The sequence below is a fragment of the Bacillus pumilus genome, from assembly GCF_009937765.1.
Lineage (GTDB): Bacteria > Bacillota > Bacilli > Bacillales > Bacillaceae > Bacillus > Bacillus pumilus_O.
The window spans coordinates 3149646-3166462 of the sequence record NZ_CP047089.1 but is presented as its reverse complement, the minus strand read 5'-3'; the positions used below and the strand labels follow the sequence as shown (position 1 = coordinate 3166462).

16 protein-coding genes are annotated in these 16817 nt (G+C 41.1%); 13 read left to right on the top strand and 3 right to left on the bottom strand.

Going from position 1 to position 16817, the window contains the following annotated elements; all coding sequences use genetic code 11:
* Positions 1-24: 24 nt before the first annotated feature.
* The 10 genes from glyQ (at position 25) to GPS65_RS15675 (ending at position 11154) form a co-directional block, all read left to right on the top strand.
* A complete protein-coding gene (glyQ, locus tag GPS65_RS15720; RefSeq protein ID WP_012010611.1) occupies positions 25-912 on the top strand; it encodes a glycine--tRNA ligase subunit alpha in 888 nt (295 codons plus the stop codon).
* On the top strand, positions 905-2950 hold the full coding sequence (gene glyS, locus GPS65_RS15715; RefSeq protein WP_161985456.1) for a glycine--tRNA ligase subunit beta: 2046 nt from the start codon (positions 905-907) through the stop codon (positions 2948-2950). Before glyQ ends, glyS begins: the two co-directional genes overlap by 8 nt.
* Positions 2951-3116: 166 nt before the next feature.
* Positions 3117-3755, top strand: a complete 639-nt coding sequence (gene ccpN, locus GPS65_RS15710) for a transcriptional regulator CcpN (protein WP_024423017.1) — start codon at positions 3117-3119, stop codon at positions 3753-3755.
* 25 nt (positions 3756-3780) lie between these two features.
* Positions 3781-4602: a pyruvate, water dikinase regulatory protein gene (locus GPS65_RS15705; protein WP_008342399.1), complete on the top strand. Its 822-nt coding sequence runs from the start codon at positions 3781-3783 to the stop codon at positions 4600-4602.
* 261 nt (positions 4603-4863) lie between these two features.
* Positions 4864-5364, top strand: coding sequence for a YaiI/YqxD family protein (locus GPS65_RS15700; RefSeq protein ID WP_012010608.1), 501 nt, complete (start codon positions 4864-4866; stop codon positions 5362-5364).
* A gap of 33 nt (positions 5365-5397) precedes the next feature.
* Positions 5398-7227 (top strand): DNA primase, encoded by a 1830-nt coding sequence (dnaG, locus tag GPS65_RS15695; protein ID WP_012010607.1) that lies wholly within the window; start codon positions 5398-5400, stop codon positions 7225-7227.
* A gap of 201 nt (positions 7228-7428) precedes the next feature.
* Positions 7429-8550: an RNA polymerase sigma factor RpoD gene (rpoD, locus tag GPS65_RS15690; RefSeq protein WP_008342392.1), complete on the top strand. Its 1122-nt coding sequence runs from the start codon at positions 7429-7431 to the stop codon at positions 8548-8550.
* 303 nt (positions 8551-8853) lie between these two features.
* Positions 8854-9213 (top strand): cytochrome c550, encoded by a 360-nt coding sequence (gene cccA, locus GPS65_RS15685; RefSeq protein WP_041815739.1) that lies wholly within the window; start codon positions 8854-8856, stop codon positions 9211-9213.
* Positions 9214-9323: 110 nt separating this feature from the next.
* The gene (locus GPS65_RS15680) at positions 9324-10040 is read left to right on the top strand and encodes a tRNA (adenine(22)-N(1))-methyltransferase (RefSeq protein ID WP_012010605.1); all 717 of its coding nucleotides are present in this window, start codon (positions 9324-9326) and stop codon (positions 10038-10040) included.
* A complete protein-coding gene (locus tag GPS65_RS15675; RefSeq protein ID WP_119125128.1) occupies positions 10033-11154 on the top strand; it encodes a Nif3-like dinuclear metal center hexameric protein in 1122 nt (373 codons plus the stop codon). The genes GPS65_RS15680 and GPS65_RS15675 overlap by 8 nt, the downstream gene beginning before the upstream one ends.
* Positions 11155-11192: 38 nt before the next feature.
* On the opposite strand, the gene GPS65_RS15670 is transcribed toward GPS65_RS15675, so the two are convergent.
* The gene (locus tag GPS65_RS15670; protein WP_012010603.1) at positions 11193-12137 is read right to left on the bottom strand and encodes a 4-hydroxy-3-methylbut-2-enyl diphosphate reductase; all 945 of its coding nucleotides are present in this window, start codon (positions 12135-12137) and stop codon (positions 11193-11195) included.
* A 157-nt stretch (positions 12138-12294) separates the two neighbouring features.
* Positions 12295-12993, bottom strand: a complete 699-nt coding sequence (gene vrrA, locus GPS65_RS15665; RefSeq protein ID WP_119125127.1) for a VrrA/YqfQ family protein — start codon at positions 12991-12993, stop codon at positions 12295-12297.
* A 155-nt stretch (positions 12994-13148) separates the two neighbouring features.
* Here vrrA and GPS65_RS15660 point away from each other — a divergent pair, with 155 nt between their 5' ends.
* Entirely contained in the window at positions 13149-14468 is a 1320-nt protein-coding gene (locus tag GPS65_RS15660) for a DEAD/DEAH box helicase (RefSeq protein ID WP_012010601.1), read from the top strand.
* 9 nt (positions 14469-14477) lie between these two features.
* A complete protein-coding gene (locus tag GPS65_RS15655; RefSeq protein WP_044139400.1) occupies positions 14478-15371 on the top strand; it encodes a deoxyribonuclease IV in 894 nt (297 codons plus the stop codon).
* A gap of 48 nt (positions 15372-15419) precedes the next feature.
* On the opposite strand, the gene GPS65_RS15650 is transcribed toward GPS65_RS15655, so the two are convergent.
* The gene (locus GPS65_RS15650; RefSeq protein WP_060596669.1) at positions 15420-15674 is read right to left on the bottom strand and encodes a DUF2624 domain-containing protein; all 255 of its coding nucleotides are present in this window, start codon (positions 15672-15674) and stop codon (positions 15420-15422) included.
* 139 nt (positions 15675-15813) lie between these two features.
* Between GPS65_RS15650 and GPS65_RS15645 the strand changes: the two genes are divergently transcribed.
* Positions 15814-16692 (top strand): YitT family protein, encoded by an 879-nt coding sequence (locus tag GPS65_RS15645; RefSeq protein WP_012010598.1) that lies wholly within the window; start codon positions 15814-15816, stop codon positions 16690-16692.
* Positions 16693-16817 lie beyond the last annotated feature (125 nt).

Genomic DNA, 16817 nt, shown 5'->3' with positions numbered 1-16817 from the left:
GTAGAAAAGATGGAGGTGCGATCATTGAATATTCAAGACATGATTTTGACGCTGCAAAAGCATTGGTCAAATGAAGGCTGCGTATTAATGCAGGCGTATGACACAGAAAAAGGTGCCGGAACGATGAGTCCATACACGTTCCTCAGAAGCATTGGCCCAGAGCCGTGGAAGGTAGCGTATGTTGAGCCTTCAAGACGCCCAGCTGATGGCAGATATGGAGAAAACCCAAATAGATTGTATCAGCATCATCAATTCCAAGTGATCATTAAGCCGTCACCTGACAATATTCAAGAACTGTATCTTGAATCATTGAAAGCGCTTGGTATTGACCCGCTGAAACATGATATTCGTTTTGTCGAAGACAACTGGGAAAACCCATCTCTTGGCTGTGCAGGACTTGGCTGGGAAGTATGGCTTGATGGAATGGAAATCACCCAATTCACATATTTCCAGCAAGTCGGCGGTTTGGAATGTAAGCCTGTTTCCGTTGAAATCACATACGGTATTGAACGTCTTGCTTCCTACATTCAGGACAAAGAAAATGTCTTCGATCTTGAATGGACTGACGGATTCACGGTCAGAGATTTATTCCTAATGGCTGAATATGAGCACTCTGTTTATACATTTGAAACATCTAATACTGACATGTTGTTTGAGCTATTTACGACCTATGAGAAGGAAGCGCATAGCCAAATGGACAAAGGACTTGTTCACCCAGCATACGATTATGTGCTCAAATGCTCTCATACGTTTAACCTGCTCGATGCAAAGGGCGCAATTTCTGTTACTGAGCGAACTGGATATATCGGAAGAGTGCGCCAGTTAGCAAGAAAAGTAGCCAAAACCTATTATGAAGAACGAGAAAAATTGGGATTCCCTATGCTAAAAGAGGAGGCGGCTTCTCATGAATAAACAAGATGTATTACTCGAAATCGGCTTAGAAGAGATGCCGGCTCGCTTCATGTCAGAAAGCACAAAGCAGCTAGGCGAAAAAGTAAAAGCGTGGTTTAAAACGCAAAACATTTCATTTGAAGATGTTACTCTATTTAACTCACCAAGACGTCTTGCTGTACTTGTGACAGGTGTCGCAGAAAAACAAGAAGACATCAAAGAAGAAGCAAAAGGTCCGGCTAAAAAGATTGCGCAAGATGCGGAAGGCAACTGGACAAAAGCTGCGGAAGGTTTTGCCCGCGGACAAGGTGCTTCAACAGATGATCTCTATTTTAAAGAGATCAAAGGAGTGGATTATGTCCATGTGCAGAAGTTTGAAGAAGGAAAACAAGTTAAAGACCTTCTGCCAGCATTAGGTGAGATCGCCACTTCATTAAGTTTTCCAAAGAACATGAGATGGGGAAGCAAAGATTTACGCTACATCCGTCCGATTAAATGGATTGTTTGTTTATTTGGAGAGGAGATTGTACCTGTTGACATTGCTGGGGTGAAAAGCGGCCGTGAGACAAGAGGCCACCGTTTCCTTGGTAAGGCAGCGATCATCGACTCACCTGCTTCTTATGAGCAAACATTGCGCGATCAATTTGTCATTGCAGATTCAGATAAAAGAAAACAAGCCATTACCGAGCAGCTAAATGCTCTAGCTTCAGAAAAAGGATGGGTGATTCCTGTTGATCCTGAGCTTCTAGAAGAGGTCAACAATCTTGTAGAATACCCAACGGTGCTATCGGGTTCCTTTGAAGAAGAATTCCTTGCATTACCGGAAGAAGTATTGGTAACGACAATGAAAGAGCATCAGCGTTATTTCCCTGTGAAAAATGAGCAAGGGGAATTATTGCCGCACTTTAATACGGTGAGAAATGGAAACAGTGAAGCGCTTGAAAATGTCGCAAGAGGGAACGAAAAAGTACTTCGTGCACGTTTATCAGATGCTGCCTTCTTCTATAAAGAAGACGAAAAACTAGTCATTGAAGACAATATTAAGAAGCTTGATAAGGTCGTATTCCATGAGAAACTTGGCACAATTGGCGACAAGCTAAAGAGAGTGACTAACATTGCGACGCGTTTAGCAGCACATGTCGGTGCGGATGAGGAAACGACAGAGCGTGTGGCAAGAGCGGCAAGTATTTCGAAATTTGACCTTGTGACTCAAATGGTCTATGAATTCCCAGAATTACAAGGAATCATGGGCGAGAAATATGCAAAAGCACTTGGCGAACATGAAGAAGTGGCTAAAAGCATCAACGAGCACTATATGCCGCGCTTTGCCGGTGATGAGGCGCCTTCCACTTTAATTGGTGCAATTGTGGCAATAGCCGATAAGCTGGATTCGATTTGTTCCTTCTTCTCAATTGATGTCATTCCAACCGGCTCTCAAGATCCTTATGGACTAAGAAGACAAGCGAGCGGTATCGTTCAAATTCTGCTTGATCGTCATTGGAATATTTCATTCAAAGAGCTTTTGGCACTTGCTCAAGTAGAAGAAGCACACGAAACTGCTCTCATTGAATTTTTAACACATCGTTTAAAATATGTCCTCCAAGCAGAGCATATTCGTCATGATGTTGTCGATGCAGTGCTAGATGTTGAAGATATTGAACCTTATGCAGTTGTGAAAAAAGCAGCTGTTCTTGAAGAGAGCGTGAAACAAGAAAGCTTCAAAGAAACAGCAGAAGCATTAGGACGCGTCATTTCAATCAGTAAAAAAGGTGAAGACGCAGAGATTCAGCCTGAGCTGTTTGAAAATGAGCATGAACAAAAGCTATATGAGGCGTATCAGCAAGTAGAGACAGCCGTCAAGGAACATGTAGCAGCAGGTCAATACAGCGCAGCACTTGAGGCACTTGATACGTTAAAAACACCGATTGTTCATTATTTCGATCACACAATGGTTCATGCAGATGATGAAAAGCTGAAGCGAAATCGTTTGGCACAAATGGTCAAACTAGCTAAAGTCATTCAATCATTTGCGAATATGAACAATTTAATTGTAAAATAAATACCTAAGAACGGTTGCCTTTTTTGAAGGGCAATCGTTTTTTACTCATTTAATTCACGGTTTTTGAGTGGATTTTTGTCTCATTCGGACAAAGATGCGCTATAATATGATGAGTTATGAAAATGATATACATAAAGTAAAGATTCGCTCTCTCTATTTAAAGGTGGTGAGTACAATCGAGTTAAATAAACGGCAAGAGCAGATTTTACAGATTGTCAAAGAGAATGGTCCGATCACTGGAGAGCATATCGCCGATCGTCTGAACTTAACGAGGGCGACCCTCAGACCGGATTTAGCCATATTAACGATGTCAGGCTTTTTAGAAGCAAGACCAAGGGTCGGTTACTTTTTCACAGGAAAAACAGGCACGCAGCTTTTAGCAGATAAGCTGAAAAAACTTCAAGTGAAAGATTTTCAATCCATTCCAGTGGTGATACATGAGAATGTTTCGGTTTATGATGCGATTTGTACGATGTTTTTAGAGGATGTGGGCACATTATTCGTTGTGGACGATCACTCTATTTTAACAGGCGTGTTGTCAAGGAAGGACCTTCTTCGCGCAAGTATTGGAAAACAGGAGCTTCCATCAATCCCTGTCCATATTATTATGACAAGAATGCCGAACATCACCGTTTGCCGCAAGGAAGATTTCATTATGGATGTGGCTAAGCACTTGATTGAAAAGCAGATAGATGCACTTCCTGTTATAAAAGATACGGATAAAGGCTTTGAAGTGGTCGGCAGAATTACAAAAACAAACATGACGAAAATACTTGTTAGCTTATCAGAGAACGAAATAATCTAATTACAGAAGACTGCGAGGGGATGTTATGAGTAATCGCGTAATTTTTGTGGTATCAGATTCAGTAGGAGAAACGGCAGAGCTCGTAGTCAAAGCGGCACTTAGCCAATTTGATGGCGGCTCATCAGACCATTCAAATATTAGAAGAATCCCGTATGTAGAGGATGTCGGTACGATTAAAGAAGTCATTTCACTGGCGAAAGCAGATAACGGAATCGTCTGCTTTACGCTTGTTGTGCCAGAAATGCGCCAATTCTTAATTGAAGAGGCAGAAGCAAACGGAGTCGTTTATTATGACATCATCGGACCACTGATCGACAAGATGGAGACTGCTTATGGAAATGAAGCGAAACATGAGCCGGGGCGTGTACGTCAATTAGATGAGGACTATTTTAAAAAGGTTGAAGCCATTGAGTTCGCAGTGAAGTATGATGACGGCAGAGACCCAAGAGGCATTCTAAAGGCTGATATTGTACTCATCGGTGTATCACGTACATCTAAGACACCACTATCTCAATACTTGGCGCATAAACGGCTGAAGGTAGCGAACGTTCCAATTGTTCCTGAAGTAGATCCGCCAGAGGAGTTATTTTCAGTTGATCCAAAGAAATGCATCGGTCTGAAAATCAGTCCAGACAAACTCAATCATATTCGTAAAGAGCGATTGAAATCTCTAGGTTTAAATGATCGCGCAATTTATGCGAACATTGAACGGATTAAAGAAGAGCTAGAGTATTTTGAAAAAGTGGTGGACCGCATTAACTGTCAAGTTGTTGATGTATCCAATAAAGCAGTTGAAGAAACGGCAAATGTCATTCATCAAATGCTGACCAAAAGAGGTTCCGAATAAACTCAGGATGCTCCTCCTGGGTTTTTCCTATGGTGGTAAACGGGTAAACAAAAACAATGGCATATTTGCTGCATTTGTATTATAATAAAAAATTGTGATAAAATGATTGATTTTAGGTTTAAGTTAAGTCAAGAACGAATAAACTAATATTGGCAGAAGTCAAGTGATTCTGAACATAACTTTTCGACAAAATGAGTTTTACTGTTGTTTGCTATATGGGGGAAAAGTATGGTCTTTTTGCTTCTCTAAAGCAGGAATAAGGTGGAGGGATGGAGAATTAGTCACCTGAATGAACATAAACATGAGAGGACGATTTATGTCGATGCAGATGCTTGTCCTGTAAAAGACGAAATCCTTTCTGTTGCATCTCAATTTCAAATACCAGTGACATTCATTGCTTCATATGAGCATTTTCAAACCAAAAGATCTCCACTTGAAGATTGGCGGTTTGTAGATACACATAAGGAAGCAGCGGATTTAGTCATTGCGAACTCAGTTGCCGCACATGATATTGTCGTCACCCAAGACATTGGTCTTGCCTCCTTACTACTTCCAAGACAGGTCATTGTCCTGTCTGAAAGAGGACGGATGTACACGAACGAAACAATTGATTTTGATTTGGAACGCAGGCATGTTTCCAGTAAACAGCGAAGAAAAGGTGTATACGGAAAAGGTCCCAAAAAGCTTTTAGAAGAGGATAAAAAGCGATTTATTGCGCAACTACAAAAAATCCTGTCGAATCATGAAGGATTTTTGAATTAAAAGGCGAATAATGTACGACGGAGTGTTATTAGGATGAGCAAACGTATACCAGATGAACTTTTGGAGCAAATCCAAAAAAACGCAGACATTGTCGAAGTGATTGGAGAATACGTACAGCTTAGAAAGCAAGGTCGAAATTACTTCGGTCTTTGTCCATTCCATGGTGAAAATACTCCTTCATTCTCTGTTTCAGCAGATAAGCAAATCTTCCATTGTTTTGGCTGTGGTGCAGGAGGTAATGTATTTTCGTTCCTCAGACAAATGGAAGGCTACTCATTTATTGAAGCCGTTTCACATGTTGCTGATAAGTACCATATTGATTTGCCTGATCATGTAGCAAATGCTCAGATCAGCTCCTCACATCAAGAGGACACAGCAGATCATAAAATGATTGAAGCGCATGAGCTTCTTAAGAAATTTTACCACCATTTGCTGGTAAATACAAAGGAAGGTCAAAACGCACTCGATTATTTACGGGCGAGAGGCTTTACAGATGAAACAATTGCCAAGTTTGAGATCGGATATGCTCTTGACTCTTGGGATTTCGTGACCAAGTTTTTAGAAAAACGAGGGTTTGATCCTGCGATGATGGAAAAGGCCGGTCTTTTGATTCAACGTGAAAACGGAACAGGCTTTTTTGACCGCTTTAGGGATCGTGTGATGTTTCCTATTCATGATCATCATGGGACAGTCGTCGCTTTTTCCGGAAGATCACTTGGTGATCAGCAGCCCAAGTATATGAATAGTCCTGAAACGCCACTTTTTCATAAAAGTAAGCTGCTTTATCACTTTCATGACGCGCGTATGCATATTCGAAAACGCGAACGTGCGGTTCTTTTTGAAGGATTTGCTGACGTCATCTCAGCTGTCACATCAGGTGTCGGCGAAAGTGTTGCAACAATGGGAACGTCTCTAACAGAAGAGCACGTGAAACTTCTCAGACGGAACGTAGAAGAGATTATTCTTTGCTATGACTCTGACACGGCCGGTTATGAAGCCACCATGAAAGCATCAGATTTGCTTGGAAAAAGAGGATGTAAAGTTCGCGTTGCCATGATACCAGATGGACTTGATCCAGATGATTACATTCGTAAATATGGCGGCGAGAAATTTAGGAATGACATCATAGATGCAAGCGTGACATTAATGACTTTTAAGATGAACTTTTTCCGAAGGGGAAAGAATTTATCTGATGAAGGGGACCGGCTTTCTTATATGAAGCAGGTACTCCGAGAAATTAGCCGGTTAAACGGTTCCTTGGAACAAGAGATTTACATGAAACAGCTTGCTGGAGAGTTCTCGATCTCACTTGATTCATTAAAGGAACAACTGGAGCTGTTTGAAAAACAGCAGCGTCAAGAGGCCAAAAGCACGCAGGAAGAAAGCGGGCTTGAAAAACGGCGTGCACATCTGTCAACACAAGTACGAAGAAAACGTCTGCGCCCAGCATATGAAAATGCAGAGCGAATGCTGCTTGCTCATATGTTAAAAAGCGATGACGTGATCCGTAAAGTACTGGACAGAGTAGGGATTGAATTTAATATAGATTCTCACAGGGCGCTTGCCACATACATTTACGCTTTGTATGAAGAAGGCAAAGAACCAACGCCGCAGCACCTGATGAACCGTATAGAAGATGATGTCATCAATCAGCTTCTGACAGATATATTCATGATTCAAGTTGGAGACGAACTGAGTGAAGCTGAATTAAGTGATTATGTAAAAAAAGTGTTGAATCATCGGAATTTGTCAATGATAAAGGAAAAAGAACTAGAACGTGCAGAAGCGGAGAGGCAAAAAGATTTCTTCAAAGCGGCAACACTTGCAAAAGAAATTATTCAGTTGAACCGTTCGCTGAAGTAATACGTCTAATATTTATGACAAGACTTACGGCTGGCAATGAATCCTTTATGGGAGGAGCATAAGACCGCAAGCATCTTGCCTTCATCATTATTTATTTTATTCCTATTTGCTCATCTGTTTGATAAAGAGAGAAAAGCAGGGCGGAAGCAAATCGCAAGTTACTTTAGAATTCGTTGCAAGCTTTGGAAGGAGGGATCCATAATGGCTGATAAACAAGCCCACGAAACCGAAACTGAATTGACCTTTGAACAGGTGAGAGATAAGCTCACTGAAACGGGTAAAAAACGGGGCGTTTTAACATACGAAGAAATTGCAGAGCGTATGTCTAGCTTTGAAATTGAATCAGACCAAATGGATGAATACTATGAATACTTAGGCGAACAGGGTGTAGAGCTCATTAGTGAAAACGAAGAGACAGAAGACCCTAATGTTCAGCAGCTGGCTAAAGCGGAAGAAGAATTTGACCTGAATGATTTAAGCGTACCACCAGGTGTCAAAATTAATGATCCTGTTCGTATGTACTTAAAAGAAATCGGACGCGTCAATTTGTTATCTGCTAAAGAAGAAATTACGTATGCACAAAAGATCGAAGAAGGCGATGAGGAATCAAAAAGAAGATTAGCGGAAGCAAACCTTCGTCTCGTTGTCAGCATCGCGAAACGCTACGTCGGTCGTGGTATGCTGTTCCTGGACTTGATTCAAGAAGGAAACATGGGTCTTATGAAGGCAGTTGAGAAGTTTGATTACCGCAAAGGATACAAATTCTCAACATATGCGACTTGGTGGATTAGACAGGCGATCACGCGTGCGATTGCCGATCAGGCAAGAACAATCAGGATCCCGGTTCATATGGTGGAAACCATTAATAAATTGATCCGTGTTCAAAGACAGCTTCTGCAAGACCTAGGCAGAGAACCAACGCCAGAGGAAATTGCTGAAGACATGGATTTAACGCCAGAAAAGGTTAGAGAAATTCTTAAAATTGCACAAGAGCCAGTATCTTTAGAAACACCTATTGGTGAAGAAGATGACTCGCACCTTGGTGACTTTATTGAAGACCAAGAGGCGACATCTCCATCTGACCATGCTGCATACGAATTGTTAAAAGAGCAGCTTGAAGATGTATTAGACACGCTGACGGACCGTGAAGAAAATGTACTGAGACTACGTTTCGGACTAGATGACGGAAGAACACGTACGTTAGAAGAGGTTGGAAAGGTGTTCGGCGTCACAAGAGAGCGTATCCGCCAAATTGAAGCGAAAGCTCTTCGTAAATTAAGACACCCAAGCAGAAGTAAACGATTAAAAGACTTCTTAGAGTAGAAACTGGACGGATCTTGAAAGAGATCCGTTCTTTCTTCATCAAAAATGAAAACGCTTTTTTCAATCTGATTATATTTTACTGAATAAATAATGAATTTGCAACGTTCTTAGAGAAAAGATGTATAAAAAATACAACAAAATGTGCTGAAGGCTTCATTTCTCATCTTTGCATCATTTTTGTCTAATCTGTGAACTTGACCAAAGTTTTGTATCATAATTCGTTTACTTTTTGTAAAATTAAAGTAGAATTAGAATTGTTTGTATAGTCTTAAAGGGGTTTTCACAAAGGGGAGGATGAAAGAAATGAAACGGAATCCACTTATACCATTTTTATTGATTGCCATTTTAGGTATTGGACTCACTTTTTTCTTATCAATGAAGGGGTTGAAAGATGAAGACAAAATCGCCTCTGGAGGCGAGGAGCAAAAGCAAGAAGAAACAGCAAATGCGACGCCGGAAGAATTGTATAAACAGAACTGTCTAAGCTGTCACGGGGAAAACTATGAAGGCGGTGCAGGTCCTGCATTAAAAGGTGTTGGAGACAAGCTTGAAGTAGCAGACATTAAGAAGAAAATTCAAGAAGGCGGCAACGGGATGCCAGCCGGGCTAATCCCGAATGAAAAGCTCGATGAAATGTCAGAATGGGTATCCAAAATTAAATAATGTTACGCAAAAAGCTCTTTTTGATCAGAAGAGCTTTTTTTCATTTGAAAACGACTTTTAATTTATATAAGATAGACAAGAATGAACATTAAAGAAAAGTAGTGATACGTATGAATGAAATGAATTTATCAAAACGATTAAAAAGAGTCGCAGACTTTTTACCAGATGAGGCTGTCTTTGCTGATATCGGCTCAGATCATGCCTATTTGCCGTGCTATGCGATCCTGCATCATAAAGCAGTAAAAGCGATTGCTGGTGAAATAACAGAAGGACCACTTCAATCAGCGAAGCAGCAAGTACATAGACTAGAATTAGATGACCAGATCTCGGTCAGAAAAGGAAATGGCCTTGAAGTCATTGAAAAGGGTGAAGTGAATGCAGTCACGATTGCAGGTATGGGCGGAGCACTCATCGCAAGCATTTTAAATGACGGCAAGCATAAGCTCACAGGGCATGAAAGGCTCATTCTTCAGCCGAATATCCATGCTCACCACATTCGTTTATGGCTCTATCAAGAGGGGTATGAATTGATGGGTGAAGTCATTTTAGAAGAGGATGGCAAAATATACGAAATCATCATCGCCGAAAAAGGCGACAAAGATAAAGCCTATAAAGGGATGTCAATTCAAACCGGCATGCTAGTTGGTCCGTTTCTTGCGAAAGAGCAAAATGACGTCTTCCGGCGCAAGTGGATGCAAGAACTTCAGCATATGGAGAAGATCAAAAGTCAAATCCAGCAGGCAGCACGAACAGAAGAGAACAAGGAGCGCCTTGAAGAGCTGCATGTGAAAATAAAGATTTTAAAGGAGGTTTTGACTGTTGGCTAAAACAGTAAACGGACATGAAATCATCCAATTATTTGAACAGTTTTCACCAAAAGCATATGCCATGGAAGGTGACAAAATCGGTCTCCAAATTGGAACGTTAAATAAAAAGGTAAACAATGTCATGATCACCTTAGATGTATTAGAGAATGTGGTAGATGAGGCAATTGAAAAAAATGTGGATCTCATTATTGCTCATCATCCACCGATCTTCCGTCCGTTAAAACATGTAGCGACAGATCAGCCAGCTGGACGGATCATTGAGAAATGCATCAAACATGATATTGCAGTATATGTGGCACATACGAATTTAGATGTGACTGATGGAGGAGTCAACGACTTGCTTGCGGAGGCTTTAGAACTTGAAGAAACAAGTGTGTTAGTCCCAACATATGAAGATCAAATCAAACAGCTTGCCCTTTATGTCCCGCAGGAATTTGAAGAAGCCATCCGTACAGCTTTAGGAAATGCGGGTGCCGGCCATATTGGCAACTACAGTCATTGTGCGTTTTCAAATGAAGGGACAGGCAGCTTTTTACCATCAGAAGATGCAGACCCGTTCATTGGTGAATCCGGTCAATTGGAATTTGTAAAAGAAGTGCGGATTGAAACCATTTTCCCAGCAAGTATTGAAAAACAAGTCATTCGAGAAATGATCAAAGCACATCCTTATGAAGAAGTCGCTTATAGTGTACACACAACAGATCTTCCATCTATTCAAAAAGGGCTTGGCCGTATAGGAGAGCTAAGAGAACCAATGACCCTTGGAGACTTTACACAATTTGTGAAGACAAAGCTGGATGTAAATGGTGCTCGCTTTGTAGGTAATCAGGACGCTGTTGTGAAAAAAGTAGCTGTGCTTGGCGGAGACGGAAATAAATATATTCATCAAGCAAAAAGAATGGGTGCTGATGTGTATGTGACAGGAGATCTTTATTTCCACGTCGCCCATGATGCCATGATGCTCGGGCTGAACGTAGTAGACCCAGGGCATTATGCTGAAAAGATTATGAAAGAGGGCGTAAAGGCGAAACTTCAATCGTTATGTTCAGATAAAAAGTATGATGTACAACTGTTTGTTTCTGAATCCAACACAAATCCATTTCAATTTATGTAAACAAAAAAACGTCAGAGCCTCTATGCTCTGACGTTCTTTTATTTCTTTGTTTTCACGCGTGGCAGTATTTTCGAAAGAGGAACCGACCGTTCGATCTTCCAAGTTGATTCATCATCCGGCTCGTAGTTTTCTAAGAAACGGATCACCTCTTTTGTAATAGGTGTTGGTGTAGAAGCGCCAGCAGTAATGGCAACGGTATTTACGCCTTGTAGCCACTCCAGCTTGAGCTCACTTAGGTCACCAATACGGTAAGCCTGCGTTCCCGCAATCTCCATTGACACTTGTGCCAGACGATTGGAGTTATTACTTTTTGGATCGCCGACAACAATGGTAAGATCGGCTTGGCCAGCTTGCTCAGATACAGCTTCCTGACGTACTTGCGTTGCAAGACAAATTTCTTGATGGTATTCAACGTGAGGATATTTCTCTTTTATGAGCTCCATCAGATCGTGGACATCCCACTGAGACATCGTCGTCTGGTTGGTAATGAGCAGTTTATCTGATGTTAAATCGAGCGCCTCAATGTCGGCTTCTGATTCGACAAGATGCACCTTGTCAGGGGCTACTCCGACAGCTCCCTCTGGCTCAGGATGACCTTTTTTCCCGATATAAATAATATCATATCCATCGGCTGTTTTCTCTGAAATGAGTTCATGTGTTTTCGTAACATCGGGACAGGTTGCATCAATGGCGACAAGACCTTTTTCTTCTGCAATTTGACGAACCTCAGGTGAAACGCCATGAGCAGTGAAAATGACTGTTCCGCTTTCAACCTGCTTTAAAATGTCCAAGCGGTTTGGTCCGTCAAGTGTGTAAATCCCATCTTCTTCGAAAGCATCTGTCACGTGTTTGTTGTGCACAATCATACCTAATATATAAATTGGGCGTGGCAAGTTTTTATCAAGTGCGGCATTTTTAGCAATGACCATTGCATCTACAACGCCATAGCAATAGCCACGCGGCGAAATTTTAATTACATTCATTTATTCGTCCTCCTGTAGGGAAGTGCTGCTAGAGAAGAACAATATAAAAAGCCGTGAAAAACGGCTTTTTATCATTCTCTAGCTTCCATTATAGCCAAAGTAAGCGTATATATCAAAGATTGTTATACGCAGGGGACACTTCGCCGTTAAAAGAACACTAGACATATAGTTTTGGAACAGAGCTGCCAGGTCTTTTTTTCGGTTTTGCTTCAGGAGCAGGCGATGTGAGAGGGGCTGCTTTTTTGATAAGAATATCCTCTGGTTCTTCTTCGTTTTCTTCTATTTCATCATCTTGTGCTGCTTCCTCTTTTGGCAATTCTGTTTCCTCGCCGATTTCTTTAGGTTCTTCATCTGTGCTTGTTTCATCATCCGCACTGCCAAGCTGGCTGTACAGCTTAATCATCGCAGGCAGGTTTCTGACTAAAGGACCGTATTGCTGAATCATTGGTGTAAATTGCTGCGCCATACCGAGCACTTTTTGAACATTTCCTAACATGCTTGAGAGCGTTGCAGGATTTGCGAAGCTCTGGATTCCTTGTAATCCCGCACCACCTCCAGAGACCCCTGCTCCCCCTGCGCCAGGAAGAAATTTAGCGAGCATGCCTTTCATTCCTGCTCCGCCGCCTAGTGCACGGCTTTCGCCCCCTGGAATTCCGCCCATTCCGCGTACACCGCCTCCCTGTACAGACGGGGAGCGAGGCATCATTTGCTGAAATTGATTGCCTTGCCCTTGAAAAGGCTGTTCGATAGGAGTCTGCTGCCTCCTTTGAAAAATTCCGGGCTGTCCGCCATTTCCAAGATGCCGGCGTGAGGGACGGTGCGGCTGAAAATCGCCCATAGGCCTTTGCCCTAACATACTTGTACCTCCCTTACTGCATTCTCTTTCTCTTCATAGGTTATGCAAGGAAGCATCAATTGGTTTCCTGTAAGAAAAGCGGACATGGTTTTTTTGCTGAAAATCAGCTATAATGAGGAGATGAGCAAAAAGGCATTGCCTTAAGGAGTGAAAACATGAACGAAACAAAATTTACGACATATGAATTAAAGTCTTTTATTATAGATGCTATTCATGAACTGGGCTTTTATGAGCCAACTGATATTCAAAAAAGAATCATCCCTGCTGTGTTAAAAGGAGAAAGCGTGATTGGTCAATCACAAACAGGAACAGGAAAAACCCACGCGTACTTATTGCCGCTGATTCATTCAATTGATCCAAGCAAAGAGCACGTACAAGTCGTGATTACTGCACCTACAAGAGAATTAGCCAATCAAATTTTCAAAGAAGCCCAAACGATTTTAAAAAATGCTTCTCCAGAAGAAGAGATTAAAGCAAAGCTTTACATTGGCGGAACGGACAAGCAGAAATCCATTCAAAAGCTAAAAAACCAGCCGCATTTGGTTGTTGGTACACCTGGACGTATTGCTGACCTCATTCATGAGCAGGCGCTGAACGTTTACAAAGCGACATCTCTAGTCATTGATGAAGCGGATTTAATGCTGGATATGGGATTTTTAGAAGATGTGGACCGTATTGGCTCACAAATGCCAGAACAGCTACAAATGCTTGTGTTCTCAGCAACGATTCCAGAAAAACTAAAACCGTTCCTGAAAAAATATATGGACAATCCCAAATATGCCCATGTTGAACCAAAACGAATTACAGCTGAAAACATTCAGCATATTTTAGTCCCATCTAAACAACGTGACAAGCTAAAATTGCTTCATGAAATGGTGACGAATGTACAGCCTTATTTAGGCATCATTTTTGCCAATACAAAAACAACCGTTGATGAAATCGCATCATTCCTACAAGAAAAAGGAATGAAGGTTGGGGTGCTACACGGCGGATTAACGCCGCGCGAACGTAAAAAAGTGATGAAGCAAATTGATGATTTAGAGTTCACTTATATTGTGGCATCTGATCTTGCAGCCCGCGGAATTGATATTAAAGGCGTCAGCCATGTGATCAACTATGAACTTCCATCTGATCTTGATTTTTATGTTCACCGTGTTGGTCGAACAGCTCGAGCTGGTTCATCTGGAATTGCAATGACCATTTATGAGCTTGCTGATGAGGATGCACTCATTCAAATCGAGAAAATGGGCGTTGTGTTTGAAAATAAAACCATTGTACATGGCGAATGGCGAGATGCAGATGACCGCTTGAAGCGTCAAAGACGTAAAAAAGCACCTAATGAAATTGAAGAAAAAGCAAAGCGTCTTGTGAGAAAACCGAAAGCCGTCAAACCTGGATATAAAAAGAAAATGACACGTGAGATGGACAAAATCAAAAGACAGGAACGTAGAAAGTCAAAGCGTAATGGAAAGTAGGGGGAAACATTGTTGAAAATTGGTTCACATGTATCCATGAGCGGAAAACATATGCTTCTTGCAGCGAGTCAAGAAGCTGCCTCTTATGGTTCGAATACGTTTATGATTTATACAGGTGCACCGCAAAATACGCGCCGCAAAAAAATTGAAGACCTCAATATTGAAGCTGGACAAGCGCATATGAAAGAGCATGGTATGACAGATATCGTCGTCCATGCACCATATATTATTAATATTGGGAACACCGTCAATCCTGCGACTTTTGAGCTTGGCGTGGACTTCCTTCGTTCTGAAATTGAACGTACAGAAGCGCTAGGTGCGAGGCAAATTGTTCTCCACCCGGGTGCACATGTCGGAGCAGGACCAGAAGCGGGAATCCAAAAAATCATTGAAGGCTTAAACGAAGTCATCGTAAAAGGGCAAAAGGTTCAAATTGCACTTGAGACAATGGCTGGCAAAGGATCAGAATGCGGAAGAAGCTTTGAAGAGCTTGCCCAAATTATCGACGGAGTGACACATAACGAAGCACTTTCTGTTTGCTTTGATACGTGTCACACACACGATGCTGGGTATCCGATTGTGACTGACTTTGATGGGGTGTTAGAAGAATTCGATCGAATCGTCGGAATTGATCGAATCAAGGTTCTTCATATTAATGATAGTAAAAACGTACAAGGCGCAAGAAAAGACCGACATGAAAATATCGGCTTTGGTGAAATTGGCTTCGATGCACTGAACAATATTGTGCATCATCCGCAGCTTCAAGATGTGCCAAAAATCTTAGAAACGCCTTATGTAGGTGAAGATAAAAAGAACAAAAAACCACCTTACAAATTCGAAATTGCGATGCTAAAAGAAAAGCAATTTGACGAAGGCTTACTAGATAAAATTAAAGATCAGTAAAAAAGCATACAACAACATGAGGTGCCGCTAAATGCGGCCCTTTTTTGCTTAACTTGTAAACTGGTTAAACAGATCATTGACAGTCTGAGCTGTCTGTTTAGACGTAATGGCTTCCACCTGCTTAAGAAGCCGGTTACGCTCTGCATCATTAAAAATATTGACGTTTTTCCCATTCATCAGTTTGGCCACCTCGGCAGCTTGGTTTGACGTTAAACTGACACCATACTGCTTCGCATACCTTAACAGATCATTTGCTGTGATCTGATTGAGCCGCTGCAGGACAATTTTTTGGATTAAAATCACTTCCATTCCTCCCCTCTGTAACAATGTATGGGCGAAAACGGAAAATGTGCAAAAAATTTTATTTTACCCTGTGAAATGATAAAATAGTAAAGTGAATAAATGTTCATTGAAAATTTAACAGGTGTAGAGGGGAGAACGTATGGCAAATAAACAGCATAGAAAGGAATCAGTGCCTCATTTTATTTTGAGAATTTTTCTGATTCTAGTAGGAGCTACATGCGCAGCGGTTAGCATTGAATTATTTTTAGTGCCAAACAATATTATTGATGGAGGCATCATCGGCATTTCGCTTATTTTGGATTATCTCTTTACAGATAACCCATTCATCAATTTTGCGACGATTGTTGTCATTTTAAATATTCCATTTATGATATCAGGATACAAACATATTGGAAAAACGTTTCTTATTTCCACTGTGATTGGAATTGTCAGCTTAGCCGTCATAGAATCTTCACTCCATCATGTAGAGGCATTTACCACTCAGCCAATCTTAGCTACTGTATTTGGCGGGCTATTACTTGGTTTTGGTGTTGGACTTGTCATCCGTAATGGAGGCTCAATGGATGGAACGGAGATCTTAGGCATTCTGCTAACGAAAAAAATTCCTTTTTCCGTCGGTGAGTTTGTCATGATCGTCAATGTGTTCATTTTTATTTGGGCAGGCTTTGTCTTCGGACCAGAGCAGGCTATGTATTCTGTCATGACATATTATTTGGCAATGAAAACAATTGATGCTGTCATTCAAGGACTTGATGAAACAAAAGCTGTCATTATCGTATCAGATTATTATGATGAAATTTCAGATGCGATTCTTCATCGACTTGGTAGGGGAACGACAAAGTTGAGAGGGAAAGGTGGTTATACAGATGAAGAAAAGGATGTCATCTACGCCGTTGTCACAAGACTTGAAATCACAAAGCTAAAATCCATTGTATTTGAAATTGATAGTCAAGCATTTATTACAATTATGGATACGCATGAAACAAAAGGCGGTAAATTCAAAACAGCCATTCATTAGCTTTTATTTTACTTTTTAATCTTTCTTTTATATAATGAAGTGTATGTATGGACAGAGAAAATGGCAAAAGCCATTTTCTTTTTGTTGTATAAATCGTAATCATTCTTTTTATATTGATTGAAGGT